Annotated in this window: 25 protein-coding genes (1 of these 25 cut by a window edge); 8 read left to right on the top strand and 17 right to left on the bottom strand. The window is 58.7% G+C overall.

Annotated elements, in window-relative coordinates:
- Positions 1-131 precede the first annotated feature (131 nt).
- From ahcY to chvI, 6 genes are all read right to left on the bottom strand, one after another.
- The gene (gene ahcY, locus O8B93_RS03535) at positions 132-1,532 is read right to left on the bottom strand and encodes an adenosylhomocysteinase (RefSeq protein ID WP_269708406.1); all 1,401 of its coding nucleotides are present in this window, start codon (positions 1,530-1,532) and stop codon (positions 132-134) included.
- A 128-nt stretch (positions 1,533-1,660) separates the two neighbouring features.
- Entirely contained in the window at positions 1,661-1,936 is a 276-nt protein-coding gene (locus O8B93_RS03530) for an HPr family phosphocarrier protein (RefSeq protein ID WP_003516321.1), read from the bottom strand.
- 11 nt (positions 1,937-1,947) lie between these two features.
- Entirely contained in the window at positions 1,948-2,349 is a 402-nt protein-coding gene (locus O8B93_RS03525; RefSeq protein WP_003505374.1) for a PTS sugar transporter subunit IIA, read from the bottom strand.
- Between the two features lie 125 nt (positions 2,350-2,474).
- A complete protein-coding gene (locus tag O8B93_RS03520; protein ID WP_269708405.1) occupies positions 2,475-2,939 on the bottom strand; it encodes an HPr kinase/phosphorylase in 465 nt (154 codons plus the stop codon).
- Positions 2,929-4,719: a two-component system sensor histidine kinase ChvG gene (gene chvG, locus O8B93_RS03515; RefSeq protein ID WP_006311105.1), complete on the bottom strand. Its 1,791-nt coding sequence runs from the start codon at positions 4,717-4,719 to the stop codon at positions 2,929-2,931. Before chvG ends, O8B93_RS03520 begins: the two co-directional genes overlap by 11 nt.
- Before the next feature lie 56 nt (positions 4,720-4,775).
- Entirely contained in the window at positions 4,776-5,504 is a 729-nt protein-coding gene (chvI, locus tag O8B93_RS03510) for a two-component system response regulator ChvI (protein ID WP_269708648.1), read from the bottom strand.
- A gap of 338 nt (positions 5,505-5,842) precedes the next feature.
- Here chvI and O8B93_RS03505 point away from each other — a divergent pair, with 338 nt between their 5' ends.
- The 3 genes from O8B93_RS03505 to lysM all read left to right on the top strand — a co-directional run bounded on the left by O8B93_RS03505 (position 5,843) and on the right by lysM (position 8,554).
- Entirely contained in the window at positions 5,843-7,453 is a 1,611-nt protein-coding gene (locus tag O8B93_RS03505) for a phosphoenolpyruvate carboxykinase (protein ID WP_269708404.1), read from the top strand.
- A gap of 127 nt (positions 7,454-7,580) precedes the next feature.
- Positions 7,581-8,015 (top strand): alternative ribosome rescue aminoacyl-tRNA hydrolase ArfB, encoded by a 435-nt coding sequence (gene arfB, locus O8B93_RS03500; RefSeq protein WP_269708403.1) that lies wholly within the window; start codon positions 7,581-7,583, stop codon positions 8,013-8,015.
- Between the two features lie 86 nt (positions 8,016-8,101).
- A complete protein-coding gene (gene lysM / locus O8B93_RS03495; RefSeq protein WP_269708402.1) occupies positions 8,102-8,554 on the top strand; it encodes a peptidoglycan-binding protein LysM in 453 nt (150 codons plus the stop codon).
- Between the two features lie 43 nt (positions 8,555-8,597).
- On the opposite strand, the gene coaA is transcribed toward lysM, so the two are convergent.
- Genes coaA through hisB form a run of 7 tightly spaced genes read right to left on the bottom strand, consistent with a single transcriptional unit; the run spans position 8,598 to position 13,218 of the window.
- Positions 8,598-9,599 carry a type I pantothenate kinase gene (gene coaA, locus O8B93_RS03490; protein ID WP_169538622.1) on the bottom strand — a complete coding sequence of 334 codons (1,002 nt, stop codon included), beginning with the start codon at positions 9,597-9,599 and terminating at the stop codon, positions 8,598-8,600.
- A complete protein-coding gene (locus O8B93_RS03485) occupies positions 9,596-9,919 on the bottom strand; it encodes a phosphoribosyl-ATP diphosphatase (RefSeq protein WP_269708401.1) in 324 nt (107 codons plus the stop codon). Before O8B93_RS03485 ends, coaA begins: the two co-directional genes overlap by 4 nt.
- 15 nt (positions 9,920-9,934) lie before the next feature.
- Positions 9,935-10,711, bottom strand: coding sequence for an imidazole glycerol phosphate synthase subunit HisF (hisF, locus tag O8B93_RS03480; protein ID WP_006311111.1), 777 nt, complete (start codon positions 10,709-10,711; stop codon positions 9,935-9,937).
- Positions 10,708-11,451 carry a 1-(5-phosphoribosyl)-5-[(5-phosphoribosylamino)methylideneamino]imidazole-4-carboxamide isomerase gene (gene hisA, locus O8B93_RS03475; RefSeq protein ID WP_269708400.1) on the bottom strand — a complete coding sequence of 248 codons (744 nt, stop codon included), beginning with the start codon at positions 11,449-11,451 and terminating at the stop codon, positions 10,708-10,710. Before hisA ends, hisF begins: the two co-directional genes overlap by 4 nt.
- A gap of 1 nt (position 11,452) precedes the next feature.
- The gene (gene hisH, locus O8B93_RS03470) at positions 11,453-12,103 is read right to left on the bottom strand and encodes an imidazole glycerol phosphate synthase subunit HisH (RefSeq protein WP_269708398.1); all 651 of its coding nucleotides are present in this window, start codon (positions 12,101-12,103) and stop codon (positions 11,453-11,455) included.
- 1 nt (position 12,104) lies between these two features.
- Complete coding sequence (locus tag O8B93_RS03465) at positions 12,105-12,599, bottom strand: DUF2628 domain-containing protein (protein WP_269708396.1); 495 nt, start codon at positions 12,597-12,599, stop codon at positions 12,105-12,107.
- 22 nt (positions 12,600-12,621) lie between these two features.
- Positions 12,622-13,218: an imidazoleglycerol-phosphate dehydratase HisB gene (gene hisB, locus O8B93_RS03460; protein WP_010970622.1), complete on the bottom strand. Its 597-nt coding sequence runs from the start codon at positions 13,216-13,218 to the stop codon at positions 12,622-12,624.
- Between the two features lie 200 nt (positions 13,219-13,418).
- Between hisB and hslV the strand changes: the two genes are divergently transcribed.
- The 4 genes from hslV to O8B93_RS03440 all read left to right on the top strand — a co-directional run bounded on the left by hslV (position 13,419) and on the right by O8B93_RS03440 (position 18,787).
- The gene (gene hslV / locus O8B93_RS03455) at positions 13,419-13,943 is read left to right on the top strand and encodes an ATP-dependent protease subunit HslV (RefSeq protein WP_035222043.1); all 525 of its coding nucleotides are present in this window, start codon (positions 13,419-13,421) and stop codon (positions 13,941-13,943) included.
- Between the two features lie 87 nt (positions 13,944-14,030).
- Positions 14,031-15,338: an ATP-dependent protease ATPase subunit HslU gene (gene hslU, locus O8B93_RS03450; RefSeq protein WP_269708393.1), complete on the top strand. Its 1,308-nt coding sequence runs from the start codon at positions 14,031-14,033 to the stop codon at positions 15,336-15,338.
- Between the two features lie 194 nt (positions 15,339-15,532).
- Positions 15,533-16,498: a DUF1402 family protein gene (locus O8B93_RS03445; protein WP_269708392.1), complete on the top strand. Its 966-nt coding sequence runs from the start codon at positions 15,533-15,535 to the stop codon at positions 16,496-16,498.
- Positions 16,499-16,618: 120 nt separating this feature from the next.
- Complete coding sequence (locus O8B93_RS03440; protein ID WP_269708391.1) at positions 16,619-18,787, top strand: malate synthase G; 2,169 nt, start codon at positions 16,619-16,621, stop codon at positions 18,785-18,787.
- 78 nt (positions 18,788-18,865) lie between these two features.
- Here the strand turns inward: O8B93_RS03440 and O8B93_RS03435 are convergent, their stop codons facing one another.
- A complete protein-coding gene (locus tag O8B93_RS03435; RefSeq protein ID WP_269708388.1) occupies positions 18,866-19,579 on the bottom strand; it encodes a L,D-transpeptidase in 714 nt (237 codons plus the stop codon).
- Positions 19,580-19,762: 183 nt separating this feature from the next.
- Here O8B93_RS03435 and O8B93_RS03430 point away from each other — a divergent pair, with 183 nt between their 5' ends.
- Entirely contained in the window at positions 19,763-20,248 is a 486-nt protein-coding gene (locus O8B93_RS03430) for an MmcB family DNA repair protein (RefSeq protein WP_269708387.1), read from the top strand.
- A gap of 60 nt (positions 20,249-20,308) precedes the next feature.
- Here O8B93_RS03430 and O8B93_RS03425 read toward each other — a convergent pair whose 3' ends face one another.
- The 3 genes from O8B93_RS03425 to hrpB form a co-directional block, all read right to left on the bottom strand.
- Positions 20,309-20,896 (bottom strand): ActR/PrrA/RegA family redox response regulator transcription factor, encoded by a 588-nt coding sequence (locus tag O8B93_RS03425; RefSeq protein ID WP_010970626.1) that lies wholly within the window; start codon positions 20,894-20,896, stop codon positions 20,309-20,311.
- A 73-nt stretch (positions 20,897-20,969) separates the two neighbouring features.
- Positions 20,970-22,277: a two-component system sensor histidine kinase ActS gene (gene actS / locus O8B93_RS03420; protein ID WP_269708647.1), complete on the bottom strand. Its 1,308-nt coding sequence runs from the start codon at positions 22,275-22,277 to the stop codon at positions 20,970-20,972.
- Positions 22,278-22,306: 29 nt separating this feature from the next.
- A protein-coding gene (gene hrpB / locus O8B93_RS03415) for an ATP-dependent helicase HrpB (RefSeq protein ID WP_269708386.1) crosses the window boundary here: on the bottom strand, positions 22,307-22,962 show its final stretch. The gene runs 1,831 nt beyond the window's last position; the window shows 656 of its 2,487 coding nt (coding positions 1,832-2,487); its start codon lies beyond the right edge, outside the window; it ends in the stop codon at positions 22,307-22,309.

Here is a 22,962-nt window from a genome sequence, read left to right as displayed (position 1 = left end):
CGAATCAAGTCTGATGACAATACCGTCTTCATAAATCTGCGGAAAGGGAGCGCGCAAAAAAGATGCCGCGCGCTTTGTCAAGCGCACGGCATCTAGATATTGTGTAATTTTGGTGGATATTAACTATGATATTAATATCTGTAGTGTTCAGCCTTGAATGGACCTTCCTTGGAGATGCCGATATAATCTGCCTGCAAGTCGGAAAGTTCGGTTAGCCGCACACCGAGCTTCTCAAGGTGAAGGCGCGCGACCTTCTCGTCGAGGTGCTTCGGCAGCACGTAAACTTCGTTCTTGTATTCGCCCTGCTTGGTGAAGAGCTCGATCTGGCCAAGCACCTGGTTGGTGAAGGACGCCGACATGACGAAGGACGGGTGGCCCGTGGCATTGCCGAGGTTCAGCAGGCGGCCTTCGGAAAGCAGGATGATGCGGTTGCCCTTCGGGAACTCGATCATGTCCACCTGCGGCTTGATGTTCGTCCACTTGAGGTTACGCAGCGATGCGACCTGAATTTCATTGTCGAAGTGACCGATATTGCCGACGATGGCCATGTCCTTCATCTCGCGCATATGCTCGATGCGGATCACGTCCTTGTTGCCTGTCGTGGTGATGAAGATATCGGCAGAGGAAACCACATCCTCCAGGCGAACGACCTCAAAACCGTCCATCGCGGCCTGAAGCGCGCAAATCGGGTCGATCTCTGTGACCTTCACGCGGGCGCCGGCGCCCTGCAGCGAGGCCGCGGAACCCTTGCCCACGTCACCGTAACCGCAAACGACGGCAACCTTGCCGGCCATCATCACGTCGGTTGCGCGGCGAATGCCGTCGACGAGCGATTCCTTGCAGCCGTATTTGTTGTCGAACTTCGACTTGGTGACGCTGTCGTTGACGTTGATGGCAGGGAAGGGCAGCAGGCCCTTCTTGCTGAGGTCGTAAAGACGATGAACGCCTGTCGTCGTTTCTTCCGTCACGCCCTTCAGTGCGTCACGCTGCTTGGTGAACCAGCCGGGCGAAGCCTTGAGGCGCTTATTGATCTGCGCGAAGAGGATTTCCTCTTCTTCCGAACCCGGATTGGAAAGCACATCCTCACCAGCTTCGGCGCGCGCGCCGAGCAGGATGTACATGGTGGCATCACCGCCATCGTCGAGGATCATGTTGGAGAGGCCGCCATCGGTCCACTGGAAGATCCTGTCGGTATATTCCCAATATTCCGTCAGGCTTTCACCCTTGACGGCGAAGACCGGAATGCCGGCTGCTGCGATGGCTGCTGCCGCATGATCCTGGGTCGAGAAGATGTTGCAGGACGCCCAGCGGATTTCCGCGCCCAATTCCTTGAGCGTTTCGATGAGGACGCCGGTCTGGATCGTCATGTGAAGAGAACCGGTGATACGTGCGCCCTTCAGCGGCTTGCTTGCACCGAACTCACTACGGCAGGACATCAGGCCCGGCATTTCGGTTTCGGCGATGTCCAGTTCCTTGCGGCCGAATGCGGCAAGGTTGATGTCGGCGACGATGTAGTCCTTCTCAAGGCTCATAAGGTTCTCCAGATCAGAAACGCCACGCCTGACGGCCCGGCTCTTAAACGTAGCAGCGGTTTAGCAGGCCACGAACGATCTGGCAATAATGATATAAAGAAGTCTTTATGTCTTTATATGGCGCTGTCTCAGGCCTCTTCACCGAAGCGGTCGGCCACCAGCGCCTCAAGTGCAGCGAGCGCTTCTTCCGCCTGGTTGCCGCTTGCTTCGACATAGACGCTGCAGCCGGGGCTAGCTGCCAGCATCATCAGGCCCATGATGGATGTGCCGCCAACGGTCATGCCGTCCTTGGAAACTGTGATCGTCGCGTCGAACCCCTCGACCATCTGCACGAACTTCGCGGATGCCCGGGCGTGAAGACCGCGCTTGTTGATGATCGGCAATTCCCGGGAGTGAGGCGACATGGGCTGACTTCTTATTTGCCGCTCAAAACGCGGCTGGCGACGTTGATATATTTGCGGCCGGCATCAGAAGCATCCTGAAGGGCCTTGTCCATGTTATCTTCGCTGCGAACGCCTGCAAGCTTGATCAGCATGGGAAGATTTACTCCGGCGATGACTTCGACATTGCCGTTATTCATGACGGAGATCGCGAGATTGGACGGCGTGCCACCGAACATATCAGTGAGAATAATAACGCCATTGCCGTCATTGGCGCGTGCGACCGCGTCGATGATATCCTGCCGGCGCTGATCCATGTCGTCTTCGGGACCGATACAGACCGTCTCGATCAATTTCTGGGGACCGACGACATGCTCCAACGCATGGCGAAACTCCTCAGCCAGCTTGCCATGGGTGACAAGCACTAGTCCGATCATGAAATGCTCCCTTGCACACGCACTCTCATTGCCGACTATCGCAACGCGGCAATCCTGTCCATCGGTGGGATTTCATCTTGATGAGGAAAATGCGAATCGCAAGCCTAAAATCGCCTGAATCATGGTCACTTCACATTCGTTTTAAAAAGATTCTGAGCAAGTGCAGCAAATTTTCCATAGGGCGTAAGACTTGCAAGCGGAACGCGCAGAAGTGGGAGATGCCCGCCGCAGGGCAGAAAAAACATTTCATCATCGTCGGGAAGTCTTGGATTTTCCGCGGAAAGAACTGTCGTGACGGCGAAATCTAGTGGTGCGCGCGCAATGCTCTTGACAGAAACAATGCCGCTGCCGCGCAATTCCAGTAGTCCGGCGATTGCTCCTGGCCGTTCGGCGATGATGCTTTTGCCGTCGCGATACACGAAAATCTGATCGTCCGCGATCAGCGCCGCCGGCAATCCGCACCGTTTCGCCTCCGTCAGGAAGCTGAAGGCGAGCTCGCTCTTGCCGCTCCCTGACGGACCCGTGAACAGGATACCGGTGTTGTCGACGACGATGGCGGTCGCATGCAGATTGAAGCGTTTAGCGTTCATGGGTTTCGGCCGCCGGCAGCGACAGGGTGAAGCGCGCGCCTGATATCACGCCATATTTATCGACCACGTTTTCCGCCCGGAGGCTGCCGCCATGGGCCTCGGCGATCTGGCGGCTGATGGAAAGGCCAAGGCCGGAATTCTGGCCGAAACCTTCGCTCGCCGGCCGGTCGGTATAAAACCGCTCGAAAATCCGGTCTATATCTTCCGCCTGAATGCCGGGCCCGTTGTCTTCCACCTGCACGATGCAGCGGTCCTTGTGGCGGGAAAGGCGCACGGTGATGCGGCCGCTTTCTTCTGACACGAAAGAACGTGCATTCTCGATGAGGTTGGTGACGATCTGCCCGATACGAAGATCGTGACCGTTCACCACGAAAGAGGTTTTGGCTCCGGCCTTCCGGTCGGCAACGTAATCGATCGCTACGCTCTTTTTCTTGGTGCTGATCTGGCGGGATATGTCCACCAGACCCTTCATCAACACATCGAGGTCGAGCGGCGAAGCATCGGCGCGCGCCAGCTCGGCATCGAGGCGCGACGCGTCCGAAATATCGCTGATCAGGCGGTCGAGGCGCCGAACGTCATGGAAGATGATCTCGGTCAGCCGCTGTTTGGACTCTTCGGTCTTGGCGCGGGGCAGGGTTTCCACGGCGCTGCGCAGCGAGGTCAGCGGGTTCTTGAGTTCATGGCTGACGTCGGCGGCAAAACTTTCGATGGCGTCGATACGGTCGTAAAGCGCCGTCGTCATTTCACGAAGCGCAATCGAGAGGTTGCCGATCTCATCCTGGCGGGCCGAGAAATCCGGAATTTCCTCACGCGTTCTCGCCCCGCGGCGCACGCGGATCGCGGCCGCCGAAAGGCGTCTTAGCGGCGTGGCGATGGTGGAGGACAAGAGCAGTGACAGTACGATATTGACCAGCGTGGCGATGCCGAAGACGCGCATGATGGCAAGGCGCTCCGCATGCACGATTTTGTCGATGTCGCCTGCCTGCGTGGAGAGCAGCAATACGCCAAGCACCGCGCGGAAGCGCTGGACAGGCACGGCGACCGATACGATCAACTCACCCTTTTCGGTCACGCGCACGACTGCACCGCGAACACCCGTCAGCGCATTCATCACTTCCGGATAGATCGATCCGTCACCACCGGGCGCTTCCTTGTATTGCGGCAGGCTGCTCGGCTGCAGCATGCGGTTGAACATGCTGGTGAACCAGTCGCCCCAGGTCTGTGTTTCCGGCGTTACCGGCGGCAGATCAAAGCGCAGAACCTGTCCGCGCGAATAAAGGTGGCGGGAATCGAGGAGCAGGTTTGCATCGGCATCGAACAGCCGCGCGCGGGTGCGTGTCGGCGAAATCAGACGCCGCAGCACGGGTGCCACCCGCTCCGGATTAATCGGAAAACTCAGATCCTCGTCGTTGGGGGCAGGGGTGATGCTCTGCCCCGCCTGCAATTCGAGCAGCTTTTCCGGATTGATGGTGATCGAGTTGGTATCGACCGACGCGGAAGCGGAGACCGCGCCGGCGATGATTTCGCCCTGCGTCAACAGGCTTTCCACGCGCGCGTCGATCAGCCCTTCACGGAACTGGTTGAGGTAGAGAATGCCGCCGACCAGAACCACGGTTGCGGCGACATTGAAGAAGAGGATACGGCGCGTGAGGCTGGAAAACACCGCATTGCCGAAAATACGCCGGATGATCGTCAACGGATGGATACGATGGCGGCGTTCGCTGCCGCGTTCTTCGGCATCGTCACTGTCCGAGACGGTTTCCGGCGTTTTCTTCAACACGTATTAAATTCCTCACCGCCCGGTTCGGGCGGTCCCTTCTGCTTGAGTCGGCTTCTTCAAGCCGCTTCGCGGAAGCGATATCCTACGCCATAAAGCGTTTCAATCATATCGAAGTCGCCATCGACCAGTTTGAACTTCTTGCGAAGACGCTTGATGTGGCTGTCGATGGTGCGATCGTCCACATAGACCTGTTCGTCATAGGCGGCGTCCATCAGCGCGTCGCGGCTTTTCACCACGCCCGGCCTCTGTGCAAGCGAATGCAGGATGAGGAATTCGGTGACGGTGAGCGTGACCGGTTCGCCCTTCCAGGTGCAGGTGTGGCGTTCCTGGTCCATGGCCAGTTGCCCGCGCTCCAGCGTGCGCGCCTGCTGGTCCGCGGTCGGTTTCAGCGTGCCGCCGCCGGCCACAGGGGAGGCGTCACGGCTGCTGGCGCGGCGCAGGATGGCCTTGACGCGCTCCACCAGAAGGCGCTGCGAAAAGGGTTTTGTGATGAAATCGTCGGCACCCATCTTCAGGCCGAACAATTCGTCGATCTCCTCATCCTTCGAGGTGAGGAAGATAACGGGAATATCCGACTTCTGGCGAAGGCGCCGCAAAAGCTCCATGCCGTCCATGCGGGGCATCTTAATATCGAAAATGGCGAGCTGCGGCGGACGGGCGATCAACCCGTCAAGCGCGGAGGCGCCGTCCGTATACGTTTCGACCCGGTAGCCTTCGGCTTCGAGCGCGATCGATACCGAAGTGAGAATATTCCGGTCATCGTCGACAAGCGCGATCGTCTGCATGTAGTTGGTCTCCATCGTCATTTTCTCGTAACTCCCGACATTCACCCAGCCAGGTTGTGCGCCGCGAGCCACTCTCTTGAGTATAAAGGTGGAACAAATTGTGGCAAAGGAAAACTCGCCCCGAAATCGCGGGGGTGTGGCGAGAGGATTTCGTAAAAAGGCCGCGGATGGATTTTAATGCGTCTTCAACCGATTTAAAAAGAAATAAAATCTTTTAAATCGATTAATATATTGAAATCACTAAGTTTTTTAAGGTCAGGCTCTTGCGTTTCCAAAAGCTGCCACGTATTTTCCGTGAAAATTTCAACGGCCTTATCGTCATTAACAAGGAACGCGTCATGAACGAGCTTGGGGTTCATAATCCTGCCAATGGAGTTGCGGAACTCGGACTGGGCGAGGCCTCCCGCGTCTTTTATAACCTCAACGAGAGCGAATTATACGAACACGCTATCCGCAACGGTGAAGCCGAACTGACCATCGATGGTGCGCTGCGTGCCGTCACCGGCCAGCATACGGGCCGCTCGCCGAAGGACAAATTCGTCGTTCGTGATGCTTCCACCGAGAACACAATCTGGTGGGACAACAACAAGCCGCTGTCGCCGGAAAATTTCGAGCTGCTGCGGCAGGACATGCTGGCCCATGCCGCCGGCAAGACGCTTTACGTGCAGGACCTGATCGGCGGCGCCGATGAGGAAAATGCGCTGCCGACCCGCGTCGTCACCGAGCTTGCCTGGCATTCGCTGTTCATCCGCAATCTGCTGATCCGGCCGAAGCGGGAGACGCTTTCGGGCTTCAGCCAGAAGCTCACCATCATCAACCTGCCAAGCTTCAAGGCCGATCCGGCCCGTCACGGCGTGCGTTCGGAAACCGTCATTGCCTGCGATCTGACTAACGGCCTCGTGCTCATCGGCGGCACGTCCTATGCCGGCGAAAACAAGAAGTCGGTCTTCACGGTGCTGAACTACCTGCTGCCGGCCAAAGGCGTGATGCCGATGCATTGCTCCGCCAATGTCGGTCCTGAAGGTGATTCCGCCGTGTTCTTCGGCCTCTCCGGCACCGGCAAGACCACGCTCTCCGCCGACCCGGCACGCACGCTGATCGGCGATGACGAACATGGCTGGGGCGAACACGGCATCTTCAATTTCGAAGGCGGCTGTTATGCCAAGGCGATCAAGCTTTCGTCCGAGGCCGAGCCGGAAATTTACGCCGCGACCAATCGTTTCGGCACGGTTCTCGAAAACGTCGTGCTGGATGAAAGCCGCGTCCCTGATTTCAACGACAATTCGCTGACGGAAAACACCCGTAGCGCCTATCCGCTGCACTTCATTCCGAATGCGTCGGAAACGGGCATTGCCGGCCATCCGAAGACGATCATCATGCTGACGGCGGATGCCTTCGGCGTGCTGCCGCCGATCGCGCGTCTGACGCCGGAACAGGCCATGTACCACTTCCTCTCCGGCTACACCGCAAAGGTTGCCGGCACGGAAAAGGGCGTGACCGAGCCGGAAGCCACCTTCTCCACCTGCTTCGGCGCACCCTTCATGCCGCGCCACCCGGCGGAATACGGCAACCTGCTGCGCGAGCTGATCGGCAAGCGCGGCGTTGACTGCTGGCTGGTCAATACCGGCTGGACCGGTGGTGCCTATGGCATCGGCAAGCGCATGCCCATCAAGGCGACACGCGCGCTTCTGACCGCTGCACTGACCGGCGATCTGAAGAATGCGCAATTCCGCACCGACGCGAATTTCGGTTTCGCCGTGCCGCTGTCGCTCGACGGTGTCGATGGTGCGATCCTCGATCCGCGTTCCACCTGGGCCGATGGCGCAGCTTACGACGCGCAGGCGAAGAAGCTGGTATCGATGTTCGTTTCGAACTTCACCAAGTTCGAAGATCACGTCGACAGCAAGGTTCGCGACGCAGCCCCGGGACTTCTGCTCGCGGCTGAATGATTAAAGCCTCATTCGTGAGGAGGAGGGGACCCGGCCCAGTGCCGGGTTTCTTTTTGTCGGGTTCTTTCATTTTGTCCGCTGTTTTCATTTTTCGCGTTCTGTGGCATCACCGGCGCGGAGAAAGATCATGGCCAGCGACCCGCTTTACATCAGCAACCGTATCACCATCGCCGGCTGGGAGCTGACGGAGCAATTCGTGCTGGCCGGAGGACCGGGCGGCCAGAACGTCAACAAGGTCTCGACGGCGGTTCAGCTGTTTTTCGACATCGCCAATTCACCGTCCCTCTCGGATCGGGTAAAGGTCAATGCTATCAGGCTTGGCGGTCGGCGCGTTTCGAAAGAGGGCGTGCTGATGATCGAGGCCAGCCGGTTTCGAAGTCAGGAGCGCAATCGCGAGGATGCGCGCGAGCGGCTGAAGGAGCTGATCCTGGAAGCTGCCGCCCCGCCGCCGCCGATGCGAAAGGCCACCAAACCCACCAAGGGATCCGTCGAACGCCGCCTCAAGGCAAAATCCGGTCGTTCCGATATCAAGAAAATGCGTGGCAAGCCCTCGGGCGATTAGGCCCCGGCTTGGCGAGAAATGTTTCGCCCTTGTCATAGAGCTTCAAATATCGTCTGGTAATTCTCCCTACAACCAAGGAGGGTGCTATGGGTCTGTTCAATTTCATCAAGGAAGCGGGAAAGAAGCTTGGTATCGGCGGGGACGATACCCCTGATGTCGAAGCGGTGAAGAAGGAACTCGCTTCCCACGATCTCGGCACGGACAAGGTTCAGGTCGAGGTGGTGGACGACAAGGTCGTCCTGAAGGGCGAAGTGGCCGATCAGTCGATTTTCGAAAAGGCGGTGATTGCGGTCGGCAATACGCTGGGCATTTCCAAGGTCGAGGCCGGCGAGTTGACAGTGGCCGAAGCGCCGGCAAAGGAACCCGTCCTTTACACCGTCAAGAAGGGCGACAACCTCTGGAAGATTGCGGAAGCCCAATATGGCAAGGCCAATGGCGCGAAGAACAATATTATCTTCGAAGCCAACAAGCCGATGCTGACCCATCCCGATAAAATCTATCCCGGCCAGGTGCTGCGCATTCCTGAGCTTGCCCAATAACAGACTTCACCGGTTCGATGAGACGCCGTTTGCGCGGCGTCTCTTATAATTTGCGGAGCGCCACCGTATCGATCAGGTGGTTCTCCCCCTTGCGCAGAATAAGATCCGCACGCGGGCGTGTTGGCACAATGTTTTGGCGCAGGTTTTTCAGGTTAATGTTCTGCCAGAGCCCTTCGGCAATGCTGAGCGCCGCCTCTTCACTGATAGACGCATAACGGTTGAAGAATGAATTCGGGTCGCGGAAGGCGGTTTGCCGCAGATTCATGAACCGGTTCACATACCAGTTGTGAATGAAGTCCTCATCGGCATCGATATAGATCGAGAAATCGAAGAAGTCGGAAACGATCGGCACGATGCGCCCGCCCGCCGGAAGGTCACGGGATTGCAGCACGTTGATGCCTTCGAAGATCAGGATATCCGGCTGGTCGATGACGGTGAATTCGTTCGGCAGCACGTCATAGGTCAGGTGCGAATAACGCGGCGCCTTCACATTCGGCTGGCCCGCCTTGATCGCCGAAAGAAAACGCAGCAACGCGCCGATATCGTAGCTTTCGGGAAAGCCCTTTCGCTCCATCAGGTTTTCGCGCCGCAGCACTTCGTTCGGATAAAGAAATCCGTCTGTCGTGATGAGATCGACCTTCGGGCTGGATGGCCAGCGGGCCAGAAGCTCTTTCAGGATACGCGCTGTCGTCGATTTGCCAACGGCAACCGATCCGGCAATGCCGATGACGAAAGGCGTCTTGTTGACATCCCCCATATTCAGAAAGCGGTTGCGCTGTTCGAACAGCAGTTGCGACGCTTCCACATGCGATGACAGGAGGCGCGACAACGACAGGTAGATGCGCCGCACCTCGTCGAGATCGATCGGGTCGTCCAGCGAACGTAGCCTTTTGACCTCGTCTGCGGACAGCGTCAGTGGCGTATCGGCGCGAAACTTCGCCCATTCTTCTGAGCTGAAGAAGTGGTAGGGCGAATATTCATCCGGTCGGAAATGATCGAGTGTGCCTGGCATGCCTCTCTCCCCGCTGCCTGCCTCGATCTTCATGCTGTCGGCCTCGCCGCCTTTTCCGCAAGGCCGGTCTGACCTGTGCGGCGCTCCAGTTCGGCAAAAACGTCGCTCAAGGGAATGTCGGCGATCTTCAGCACCACCAACAAATGGTAAAGCAGGTCGGCCGCTTCATTTTTAAGTCCGTCATGATCCTGCGCGATGGCAGCGATGACAGCTTCAACCGCTTCTTCACCCAGCTTCTTTGCTGCGCGCTCTTGGCCGGCAGCAACCAGCTTGGCCGTCCAGGATTCATCAGGCGATGCAGCGGCACGCTTCGCGACGATGCATTCCAGATCGGAAAGGGAAAATGCGCTCATGAGATGTTCCTGCAATCAGTCGAGACGCATGGCGATGCCATGTTCGGCCATATAGCTCTTGGCTTCGCCGATCGAATAGGTGCCGAAGTGGAAGATGGAAGCGGCAAGCACCGCCGTCGCATGGCCATCACGAACGCCTGCCACCAGATCATCAAGCGTGCCGACACCGCCCGAGGCGATGACGGGCACGCGAACCTGATCGGCAATGCTGCGCGTCAGGCCGATATCATATCCGCTTTTGGTGCCGTCACGATCCATCGAGGTGACGAGCAATTCACCGGCACCGCGCTCGACCATCTTGATGGCGAATTCCACGGCATCGATGCCGGTCGGCTGGCGTCCGCCATGGGTGAAGATTTCCCAACGGCCGGCTTCGCCATCTTTCGAAACCCGCTTGGCGTCGATGGAAACGACGATGCACTGGTTGCCGAACTTGTCGGCCGCCTGCGCAACGAAATCGGGATCCTTGACAGCTGCGGAGTTGATCGAGACCTTGTCCGCACCGCAAAGAAGCAGCTTGCGAATATCCGCAACGCTCCGAACCCCGCCACCGACCGTCACCGGCATGAAGCAATGATCGGCAGTGCGCGAGACGACATCGAAAATGGTGTCGCGATTGTCCGAGGAGGCTGTGATGTCGAGAAAGCAGAGTTCATCCGCTCCCGCCGCATCATAGGCTTTCGCCGCCTCGACCGGGTCACCGGCATCGATCAGGTCGACGAAGTTCACGCCCTTGACGACACGTCCGTCTTTCACATCGAGGCAGGGAATAATGCGGGCTTTGAGGGTCATGCGCGTACCTCCTTCGCGGCCTTGATGAGGGCGAGCGCCTCGGCGGGGTCGATGCGGCCGTCATAAAGCGCGCGGCCTGAAATCGCACCCTCTAGCTTTGCGGCATCTGGCTGGAGCATGCGCTTGATGTCATCGATAGAGGCAAGGCCGCCGGAAGCGATGACAGGGATCGACACGGCTTCGGCCAGTTCCAGCGTCGAGGCCCAGTTGATGCCGGCCAGAATGCCGTCACGATCGATATCGGTATAGATGATGGCGGCAACGCCGGCACCTTCAAAGCGCCCGGCGAGTTCGATGACGCCGAGTTCGGAGGCTTCCGCCCAGCCTTCCACGGCAACCTTGCCGCCCTTGGCATCGATGCCGACGGCGACCTGGCCGGGAAAACGCTTGCAGGCTTCGATGACCAGAACCGGATCGCGCACTGCCACGGTGCCGAGAATGACACGGGCAAGCCCGCGGCTCAGCCAGGCCTCGATATGATCGAGCGTGCGAATGCCACCGCCCAGCTGCACCGGGTTTTTCGTGGCTTTGAGAATGGCATCGACCGCCGCGCCATTGACCGTTTCTCCGGCAAAGGCGCCGTTGAGATCAACCACATGCAGCCATTCAAACCCTTGGTCCTCGAAGGCCTTCGCCTGCGCGCCGGGGTCGGTGTTGTATACGGTGGCCTGGTCCATATCGCCGAGTTTCAGGCGAACGCACTCACCGTCCTTGAGATCGATTGCGGGAAAAAGAATCATGTCAGGGCTTCCAGCGCAGGAAATTGGAAATCAGGGCGAGGCCGAGTGTCTGGCTCTTTTCCGGATGGAACTGTGCGCCCGCAATGTTGTCACGGCCGACGAAAGCCGTCATGGCGCCACCGTAATTGGTGGTGGCGATGACGTCAGTCGAGTGCTTGGCCGCCAGATGATAGGAATGCACGAAATAAGCATGCAGCCCATCCGCGCCGGTCTTGATGCCGTCGAACAGCGGGTGGGCGTGGCGAATTTCAAGCGTGTTCCAGCCGATCTGCGGGATCTTGAGGCTGGGATCGGATGGCGTCATTTCAACAACGTCACCTTCGATCCAGCCGAGCCCGGTACTGACGGTCTTTTCCAGCCCGCGCGAGGACATGAGCTGCATGCCGACGCAGATGCCGAGAAAGGGGTGCGCTTTTTTCTCCACGGCTTCGACAAGCGCCTCATGCATGCCGGGGACGGCATCTAGACCGGCGCGGCAATCCGCATAGGCGCCGACGCCAGGCAGCACGATGCGGTCTGCGGACGCAACATGATCCGGCCTGTCCGTCAGATCGATGGTTGCGTCGATGCCAGCCTCGCGGGCGGCACGCTCGAAAGCTTTGGTGGCCGAACGCAAATTGCCCGAACCGTAGTCGATAATCGCGACACGCATGTCAGCGCCTTCCATTCAAGTCGAAAAGAAACGATCCGGCGGGATCGTCGACGAAGTTTTTGCCGCCGCTTTTTTGCGGCGAAGTGGTCCAGACCGGCTGGGACAACTGTTCCGCCTTGTCGGCGTTTTCGGAGAGACTGGAGAAATATATGTCTTCCGCGCTCGAAAGATCAGGGGCGGAAACGACTGAGGTCAGGGTCCAGCCTTTGCGGATCAGGTGCCGGACGAGAAAATCGCGTCCCTCCAGCGCCGTGATAAGCCCGATGGCGAAATTGCAGAGAATGCCGACAGGTTCGAATCCGGCTAATATCGAGGCCTGCCCGGCAAGAACGAGCGCGATGACAACGATGGTGGTCGCCAACCACAGCCGGTTCACGGCAAGCCATAACCAAGGCGCAAGCAGTGCCAGCCAGACGAAACGGTCTGCAATGAAGCGGGTCGTCTTATGGTCCCTGTCCGGCCCGTTGGGGGCTTCCAGAACGAGATAGCTTGTCATGGGCTTCCTGACAGCTTTGGCGTCAGGCCAGCATGCCCTTTGTGGAGGGAACGCGGCCTGCCTGCCGGGGGTCGATCTCGGTTGCCGTGCGAAGAACGCGGGCAACGGCCTTGAAGCATGTTTCGGCGATATGATGGTTGTTGGCGCCGTAATGGTTCAGGATATGCAGCGTAATGCCGGCATTCTGGGCGAGCGCCTGAAAGAACTCGCGCACCAGCTCGGTATCGAAAGTCCCGATCTTTGGCGCGGAGAAATTGACGTTCCACACAAGGAAGGGCCGGCCGGAAATATCGACGGCAGCCTTGGTCATCGTCTCGTCCATGGCCAGATCGAGCGAGGCGTAACGGGTAATGCCACGCCGGTCGCCCAGTGCCTTGGCAATTGCCTGGCCGATGGCGATGCCGGTATCTTCCACGGTGTGGTGGTCATCGATATGCAGGTCGCCCTGAACTTCGATGTCCATGTCGATCAGCGAATGGCGGCTGAGCTGGTCCAGCATATGGTCGAAAAATCCCACGCCGGTGGAAATTTTTGATTTGCCGGTGCCGTCGATATCCACGCGCACCGAAACCGAGGTTTCGTTGGTCTTGCGGATAATCTCGCCTTTACGTTCTGCCATTTTGGCCGCTCCGTGAAAATGTTGCCGTTCCTTATCAGCACGGGACACAAATATCCAGTTGTTCCATCGTCTTGCCTGATGCGCCGAAAACGGTGCGTCGCCCCGAAGATTGCAATCGTGAAAAGCAAACTTACATAGAACCGCAGAGGGCCGTATCCCGGCCCGTTAACCCCAGGCCCGCGAGGGCAGACAGGTGTTTGATGACAACAATTATTACAGTCAGGAAGGGCGGCAAGGTCGTCATGGCTGGCGACGGGCAGGTAAGCCTTGGCCAGACCGTCATGAAAGGCAATGCCCGCAAGGTTCGCCGCATCGGCAAGGGTGAGGTGATTGCCGGTTTTGCCGGTGCGACGGCGGATGCCTTCACGTTGCTCGACCGTCTCGAAAAGAAGCTTGAGCAATATCCCGGCCAGCTTATGCGCGCCGCGGTCGAGCTTGCGAAGGACTGGCGCACCGATAAATATCTGCGCAATCTCGAAGCGATGATGCTGGTGGCCGATAAATCGACCACGCTCGCCATTACCGGCAATGGTGATGTGCTGGAACCGGAACACGGCGCAATCGCCATCGGCTCCGGCGGCAATTATGCTTTTGCTGCCGCCCGCGCCATGATGGACACGGACAAGTCGGCCGAAGACGTGGCGCGCCAGTCACTCGATATCGCCGCCGATATCTGCGTTTATACCAACCACAATCTCGTCGTCGAAACGCTTGACGCCGAATAAGCCTGTTTCTCACCCGATTTTCTCACCAATGGGTCCTGTGGGCCGGGCCGGAATGGCCGGCCGGAGCAGGAAAGCCGAGAGGATAGAATGACCACTTTTTCTCCCCGGGAGATCGTCTCGGAACTCGACCGCCACATCATCGGCCAGCATGATGCAAAACGTGCGGTCGCGATTGCGCTGCGCAACCGCTGGCGCCGCCAGCAGCTCGATGAGAGCCTGCGCGACGAGGTCATGCCGAAAAACATTCTCATGATCGGGCCAACCGGTGTCGGCAAGACGGAGATTTCCCGCCGCCTCGCCAAGCTGGCCGGTGCGCCCTTCATCAAGGTCGAGGCGACCAAATTCACCGAAGTCGGTTATGTCGGCCGCGATGTCGAGCAGATCGTCCGCGATCTCGTGGAAATCGGCATCGGCCTCGTGCGTGAAAAGAAACGCGCCGAGGTGCAGGCCAAGGCGCATCAGAGCGCCGAGGAACGGGTGCTGGATGCGCTGGTTGGCACAACCGCGTCACCGGGCACGCGCGAAAGCTTCCGCAAGAAGCTGCGCGACGGCGAGCTGGACGACAAGGAAATCGATATCGAAGTGGCGGATAGCGGATCGGGCATGCCCGGTTTCGAAATTCCCGGCATGCCGGGCGCCAATATCGGCGTTCTGAACCTGTCGGAAATGTTCGGCAAGGCCATGGGCGGGCGCACCAAGAAGGTGCGCACCACGGTGTCGAAATCCTATGCCGATCTCATCCGCGACGAATCCGACAAGCTGCTGGACAATGAAATGATCCAGCGCGAGGCGGTGAAGTCCGTTGAAAATGACGGCATCGTCTTCCTTGACGAGATCGACAAGATTGCCGCCCGCGACGGCGGCATGGGCGCCGGCGTCTCCCGCGAAGGCGTACAGCGCGATCTCTTGCCGCTGGTTGAAGGCACGACCGTTTCGACGAAGTACGGGCCGGTGAAGACGGACCATGTCCTCTTTATCGCATCGGGCGCCTTCCATGTGGCAAAGCCGTCGGATCTCCTGCCGGAGCTTCAGGGCCGTCTGCCGATCCGCGTCGAGCTGAAGCCGCTGACCAAGGAGGATTTCCGCCGCATCCTGACGGAGACGGAAGCAAGCCTCATCCGCCAGTATAAGGCGCTGATGGCAACGGAAGAACTCGATCTCGATTTCACCGATGATGCCATCGATGCACTGGCCGATGTGGCTGTTCATCTCAACTCGTCGGTCGAAAACATCGGTGCGCGCCGCTTGCAGACCGTGATGGAGCGCGTTCTCGACGAGATTTCGTTCAACGCACCGGATCGGGGTGGCTCTGCCGTCAAGATCGATCAGGAATACGTCAAAAAACATGTCGGCGATCTCGCCGCCGATACGGATTTGTCGCGTTACATTCTCTGAAGACTTCGGGGACAACGAAAGAAGAGTGCGGCCATATTTGCCGCACTCTTTTATTTTATCTGCCTCATCTCGCATTCAGCCCGCATTTTGTTTATGGGAAGGGCTGCATTCCGGTTGGAACCGCTTTCGTGGAATGATCCGGTTTTCCCGCTTGTCATGCCGGTAATGGCCGGTTCGAGAAAAGGCAGTCGCTCGTGCGCAAAACTCTTCTGGCATTTGCCGTGGCTCTGGCGGTTTCCGCCGTTTCGTCTTCTTATGTCGAGGCCGCGACGGTTGTTCCACCGGGCAATCGCAATGCCGAACAGCCGGGTGTTCCCGGCGCTTCCGCCCGCAGAACCAAGGCGTCCAACAGCTCTTTCGAACGCAAATATCAGAAGGTGATCGACCTTTTGTCCTCCGACAAGGCGCTGATCGCCAAGATCAAGTCGACGGCAGGACGCTACGGCATCGATCCTATCCATATGATCGGCGCGATCGTCGGCGAACACACCTATAATGTCGATGCTTACGACCGGTTGCAGTCCTATTATGTCAAGGCGGCCTCTTATGCCGGCAGCAGCTTCCGTTTCGGCTACAAGGACGAAACGATTGCGCAGTTTCTGACGCATGCGCAATTTTCCAAATGCCAGGCGAAGAAGGATTCCTACAGCCTCTGGAACTGCCGCGAAGATGTCTGGGACGACAGCTTCCGTGGTAAGACTGTCGACGGCGTGGCCTATCCGAACAACCGTTTCAGCGCCGTTTTCTTCCAGCCCTTTTATGCCGGCCAGACCTTCGGCCTCGGCCAGATCAACCCGCTGACGGCGCTGATGTTGTCCGACATGGTGTCGAGAACCTCCGGTTACGAAAAGCTGGATGAAAACGATGCCACTGCCGTTTATACGGCGATCATGGATCCGGACCGTTCGCTCGCCTTCATGGCAGCCTCCATCCGCAAGTCGATCGATGACTACCGATCGATTGCCGACATGGATATTTCCAAAAATCCGGGTGTGACCTCCACGCTTTATAATGTCGGCGGCTCGCAGCAGCGCGCTGCCGCCCTTGCCCAGAAGAACCGCCAGCGCGCTGGAGGCGGCGAGCAGCCCCTGTTGCCGGAAGAAAATTATTACGGCTGGCTGGTGAATGACCGCATCAAGGATCTGCAGGCGCTTTTGTAGAAAAAGACGATTATCCGCCATATTGTTTCCAAAACGGAAATAATATTTGGCTGCCTGCTGCAATTGACGAGCGGCCGCCTCAGCGTCCAATCTGTGCCTTCAGAATATAAGGAGGCGCATGTGAGCCGCACGGATAAATTCGGTCTTTCCATTGACGACCGGCTATATGCCTTTTTGACGGACGAGGTGCTTCCGGGCACAGGTCTGGACAGCGAGACCTTCTTTGAAGGTTTCTCGGCCATCGTCCATGAGCTTTCCCCGAAGAACCGTGAGCTGCTCGCCAAGCGCGATGCGCTGCAGGAAAAAATCGACGGCTGGTACCGTGATAACGGCGCTCCCTCGGATTTCGACGCCTACGAGGCCTTCCTGAAGGAGATCGGCTACCTGCTGCCCGAAGGTCCCGGCTTCAAGGTGGAAAGCAATAATGTCGACCCGGAAATTGCCGTCGTCGCCGGACCGCAGCTCGTTGTTCCCGTCATGAATGCGCGTTATGCGCTGAATGCCGCCAATGCCCGCTGGGGCTCGCTTTATGACGCGCTTTACGGCACGGATGCCATTTCCGATGCCGACGGTGCGGAAAAGGGCAGGGGTTACAATCCGAAGCGTGGCGACAAGGTCATCGCCTGGGCGCGCAATTTCCTCGATGAATCCGCACCGCTCGAGACAGGAAGCTGGTCCGACGTCACAGGCTTCAATATCGTTGACGGCCTGTTGCGGCTTGCCATCGGTGCTGCCACGACTGGCCTCAAGGATGCAGCCCAATTCAAGGGTTTCAGCGGTGAAGCGGCAAAGCCCGCCACGATCCTGCTCGGCAAGAATGGTCTGCACACCGAGATCGTCATCGATCCCTCGACCGAAATCGGCAAAGGTGACAAAGCGGGCATTTCCGACGTCATTCTCGAATCGGCACTGACGACCATCATGGATTGCGAAGATTCGGTCGCTGCCGTCGATGCCGAAGACAAGGTGCTGGTCTATGGTAACTGGCTTGGCCTGATGCGCGGCGATCTGACGGAAGCCGTCTCCAAGGGCGGCAACACCTTCACCCGCCGCCTCAACCCGGATCGTTATTATACCGGTCCCAATGGTTCCGCGCTCACGCTGCCGGGCCGTTCCCTGATGCTGGTGCGCAATGTCGGTCATCTCATGACCAATCCGGCCATCCTCGACAGGGATGGCCGCGAGGTGCCGGAAGGCATCATGGACGCCGTCGTCACGGCGCTGATCGCGCTTTACGATGTCGGCCCTTCCGGACGACGCCAGAATTCCCGTGCTGGCTCGATGTATGTCGTCAAGCCGAAGATGCACGGACCGGAGGAAGTGGCCTTCGCCAACGAAATCTTCAGCCATGTCGAAAAGCTTGTCGGCATGGCGCCGAACACCATGAAAATGGGCATCATGGATGAGGAGCGCCGCACCACTGTTAACCTCAAGGAAAGCATTCGCGCGGCGAAGGATCGTGTTGTCTTCATCAATACCGGCTTCCTCGATCGTACCGGCGATGAAATCCACACCTCGATGGAAGCAGGCCCGATGATCCGCAAGGGCGACATGAAGCAGGCGGCTTGGATCGCTGCTTATGAAAACTGGAACGTCGATATCGGCCTCGAATGCGGTCTTTCCGGCCACGCGCAGATCGGCAAAGGCATGTGGGCGATGCCTGACCTGATGGCGGCGATGCTGGAGCAGAAGATTGCGCATCCGAGGGCGGGCGCAAACACTGCCTGGGTACCGTCGCCGACGGCGGCGACGCTACATGCGACGCACTATCACAAGGTCGATGTTGCCGCGGTTCAGGAAGGCCTGAAAAGCCGCGGTCGCGCCAAGCTTTCCGACATTCTTTCAGTGCCGGTCGCGCCGCGTCCCAATTGGACGCCGGAAGAAATCCAGCGGGAACTTGATAACAATGCGCAGGGTATTCTCGGCTATGTCGTTCGCTGGGTCGATCAGGGCGTCGGCTGCTCCAAGGTTCCTGACATCAACAATGTCGGCCTGATGGAGGATCGCGCGACGCTTCGCATTTCCGCCCAGCACATGGCCAACTGGCTGCGTCATGGCGTAGTGACGGAGACCCAGATCATCGAAACCATGAAGCGCATGGCCGCGGTGGTGGACACGCAGAATGCCGGCGATCCGGCCTATCTGCCGATGGCATCGGATTTCGACGGATCGGTGGCTTTCCAGGCTGCTGTCGAGCTGGTGCTGAAGGGCCGTGAACAGCCGAACGGCTATACCGAGCCGGTTCTGCATCGCCGCCGTCTGGAGTTGAAGGCGAAGCAGGCGGCGTGAAGCCGCCAACCAGTGCTTCCATAACAAAAAAGCCGCCGGGAAAATCCTCGGCGGCTTTTTCTTGATCTGGTGTAACCCTTACTGGATCACGACGACCTTGGTGCTGCGGCCGGGGCGGACGCGGCTATAGAGATCGATCACATCCTGGTTGATCATGCGGATGCAGCCGGAAGAGGCGGCGGTGCCGATCGAAGCCCATTCGGGCGAACCATGAATGCGGAACAGCGTGTCCTGTCCCTTGTCGTTGAAGAGATACATGGCACGCGCGCCGAGTGGGTTGGAAAGGCCCGGGCCCATGCCCGCCTCGACATATTTTGCCACTTCCGGCTTGCGGTCTGCCATTTCCTTCGGCGGATGCCACATCGGCCATTCCTGCTTCCAGGCCACATAGGCTTCACCGGCCCAGGCAAAACCCGCCTTGCCGACGCCGATGCCGTAACGCACAGCGCGGTTACCGGACATGATATAATAGAGGTAACGATCGCGCGTATTGACGATGATGGTGCCGGGACGCTCGGATGTCTGGAACTCGACGATCTGGCGACGGTATTTCTCATTCACGCGATTGATCGGAATGGCCGGCAGCGCATAACCCGCATCGGTCACAGGACCGTAGACATCGTTGAAAATCTGAACCGTTTCGACCTTCGCCGGAACGGGGTCAGCAACCGGTACAGATGCGGCGATCTTGCCGGAGGTCGGAGCGGAGGATTGGGAAGTCGTCTCGGCGCAGCCGGCCAGTGCCAGTGCTGCCGTCAGACCGAGTAGGGTCAATGGGGTGCGGATGCGCATGTCGTTCTCGCGGAAAATTCGCCAAATTGTGCGAAGGAGTAGGCTTAATTGGATAAATCGGTTATTTTCCATTCAGCCGCACTTGGCAAGCCATTGTGCAGCCGCGAAACGGCAGCGCCTTTAAAATTGCCGGTTGATTGCCTTTTTGCAACAATAGGCCAAACGCTTCAGCAGCCTTTATCCATGACTATTCTTTCCGTTACCAACAATAATCCGTTAATTGACGGCCGCCAGTCGGACAAGGCGATGCTGGTACGTCGCGGCGTACAGGTGCTGTTGCATGAGATGCGCCATTCGGTTCTGCCGGAACTGCCGCTTGCGAGCGGACGCAGAGCCGATCTCATCAGCCTGTCGGCCAAGGGTGAAATCTGGATCATCGAAATCAAATCCTCGATTGAGGATTTCCGCGTCGATCGTAAATGGCCGGATTATCGCCTGCATTGCGACCGGCTGTTTTTCGCCACTCATCCGGAAGTTCCGACCGACATATTCCCGGAGGAATGCGGGCTCATCCTGTCGGACGGATATGGTGCCCACATGCTGCGCGATGCGCCGGAGCACAAATTGCTGCCGGCGACCCGCAAATCGGTGATGCTGGATTTTTCGAGAACCGCTGCAACCCGGCTGATGTTAGCCGAATGGACGACCGGGCGCAGCTTCGGGGAATAGCGTTCCGTTTCAGCACATTGTCGGGACGTAAAAACGCTGCGCACTTTTACTGGAAATGCTTCATTTCGGAGCGCGTTTCGCGAGAATGCGCTGAAGGGTGCGCCGATGCATGTTGAGCCGACGCGCCGTTTCCGAAACATTGCGCTCGCACATTTCATAAACCCGCTGAATATGCTCCCAGCGCACCCTGTCTGCCGACATCGGGTTTTCCGGAACCTCGGTCTTTTCGCCCTTGCGCTGCGTCAGGGCATTAAAGACATCGTCCGCATCGGCGGGTTTGGCGAGATAATCCAGCGCCCCAAGCTTCACGGCAGTCACGGCGGTGGCGATATTGCCGTAGCCGGTCAAAACGACGATCTGCGTGTCGTCCCGGTTCTGCCTGATGGCTTCGATCACCTCCAGCCCGTTGCCGTCAGCAAGTCTCAAATCGACGACCGCATATTTCGGCGGCGCGGCCTTGGAGCGGGCAATGCCTTCGCTCACCGTCTCGGCAGTATCGACGGCAAAGCCGCGCGTTTCCATCGCCCGGGCAAGCCGGCGCAGGAACGGGCCGTCATCATCGACGATCAGCAGCGATCTGTCGGGTCCGATCGGATCGATATCGTCCACCGGTTCGCTAGTGGCTGGGGTCTGGTCTTCAATCTTCATGTTTCCGGCCTTCCGGCAACTTCATCGGCTTGATTTTCTTCTTCTTATCGCCGCTTCAACGTGGATGGTAAAGTCAACGGCTTCTTTTATCGTCCATCAGCGCCCGAGGCCAGACGATTGTGACCCGCGCCCCGCTTTTGCCTGATGCGCGATTTTCAAAGGTAACAGCCGCGCCGGAACGCTCCAGCAAGGTCTTGGCGATGAAAAGCCCGAGGCCGAGCCCGCCGGCGCGCGTATCATTGTGACGTTCGGTCACATAGGGCTCGCCGATACGGGCAAGAACGTCATGGGCATAACCAGGCCCGTCATCCTCCATGATGACGGCGACGTTCTGGGCATCGTGATCCACCGTCACGGTCACCTTCTCACGCGCATAATCCACGGCATTTTCGATGAGGTTGCCCAGCCCGTAGATAATGCCGGCGTTGCGGATACCGACCGGTTCCTCGGCGCGGCCAGTCTTTTCCACCAGTTCCAGACGAATGCCGAATTCCCGATGCGGCGCCATCACCTCTTCGATCAGGGAGGAGAGCGGCAGGCGGCTCATATGCTCCTCATCATCAGTGGAAAGCGAGGTGAGCCGGCGCAGAATATCGCGGCATCTCTCACTCTGGCTGCGCAGCAGCGCTATGTCTTCGCCATATTTCTCATCATGCCCAAGTTCCCGCTCCATTTCCTTGGCGACGACGCTGATTGTCGCAAGCGGCGTGCCCAGCTCATGCGCCGCCGCCGCCGCCAGCCCGTCGAGCTGGGAAAGATGTTTTTCCCGCTCCAACACCAGCTCGGTTGCCGCTAGCGCATCAGCCAGCTGATTGGCCTCATGCGAAACGCGATAAGCGTAGAAGGCTGCGAAAGAGGTTGTGGCGATGATCGCGACCCAGGTGCCGACATGCAGCAGAAGCTGGATCGGCAAAACCTCGTCCGGATACCAGGGAACAGGAAAGGGCGAAAAGGCGATCGCCGTCGAGCAGATGACGGCAAAGCCGAGCAGGATGAGCGAGTGCCGAAGCGGCTGCGAGGCAAAGGCGATAATGACCTGCACGCAGATCAGCGGCGCGAAGGGATTGGAAAGACCACCGGTAATATAGATCAGCGCCGTCAGTTGCAGCAGGTCGAAGGCCAGCAGCAATGTCGCTTCCCAGGGCTCCAGACGATAGGTGGAGGGAAAACGGGCGGTGAGAAACAGATTGGCAAGCGCCAGCGCCGCGATGAGAAGTCCGCAGGCGAGAAGCGGCAGGGGGAAATTCAGCCCGAAGGCAACGAACAGGATCGTTGCCGTCTGTCCGGCCACCGCCAGCCAGCGTAGCCAGATGATGGTCTGCAACCTTATCCTGCGGCTGGCGCGGCCAAGCCTCGTGGTTTCGATCGGATGGCCAGCCACCGTCTTCTCCTTCATCCTTTTCATCATCGTCACGTCCCGCGCGGTTTGGCACGGCTGGTCGGCAAGGCCGAGGCCGGATCCTCCGGCCAGGGATGGCGCGGATATCGCCCGCGCATATCCGCCCGCACATCCTTCCACGAACCCGCCCAGAAACCGGGAAGATCGCGTGTCGTCTGTATCGGCCTGTGCGCCGGCGAGGTCAATTCCAAGAGCAGCGGCAAGCGCCCCTGCGCAATGGCGGGGTGGGCCTTCAGTCCAAAAAGCTCCTGTACGCGAATGGAAAGCGTCGGTTCGCTGGCGTCGTAACGAATGGGGTGCCGCTGGCCCGTCGGCGCCTCGAAATGAGTCGGCGCCAGTCGGCCGAGATCTCGTGCCACCTCATGCGGCACCAGAGACTGGATTCCCTCGGAGAGGCTGCCGGGCCGGATGTCCTGAAGGCTGCGGGCACCGTTCTGGAAAGGAACGAACCATTCCTCCAGCCGTGCAAGCAGCGCCGCATTGCTGACGTCAGGCCAGGGTTCGCCGATGCTGGCATTCAGAAAGCCGATCCTGTCGCGCAGCTGCAGGGTTTCTTTCGAAAACGGAAGAATGTCGAGGCCGAATTCCCTGACGCCATTGGCAAGTGCCCGCGCCGCCTTTTCGCCTTCTGGTCGGGGCAGGGGTGTCTCGTCGAGAATGATCGCCC

The sequence above is a fragment of the Martinezella rhizogenes genome, from assembly GCF_027460065.1.
Classification (GTDB): domain Bacteria; phylum Pseudomonadota; class Alphaproteobacteria; order Rhizobiales; family Rhizobiaceae; genus Agrobacterium; species Agrobacterium rhizogenes_C.
The sequence above is the reverse complement of the archived record's forward strand: the minus strand, read 5'-3'. Positions and strand labels throughout refer to the sequence as shown.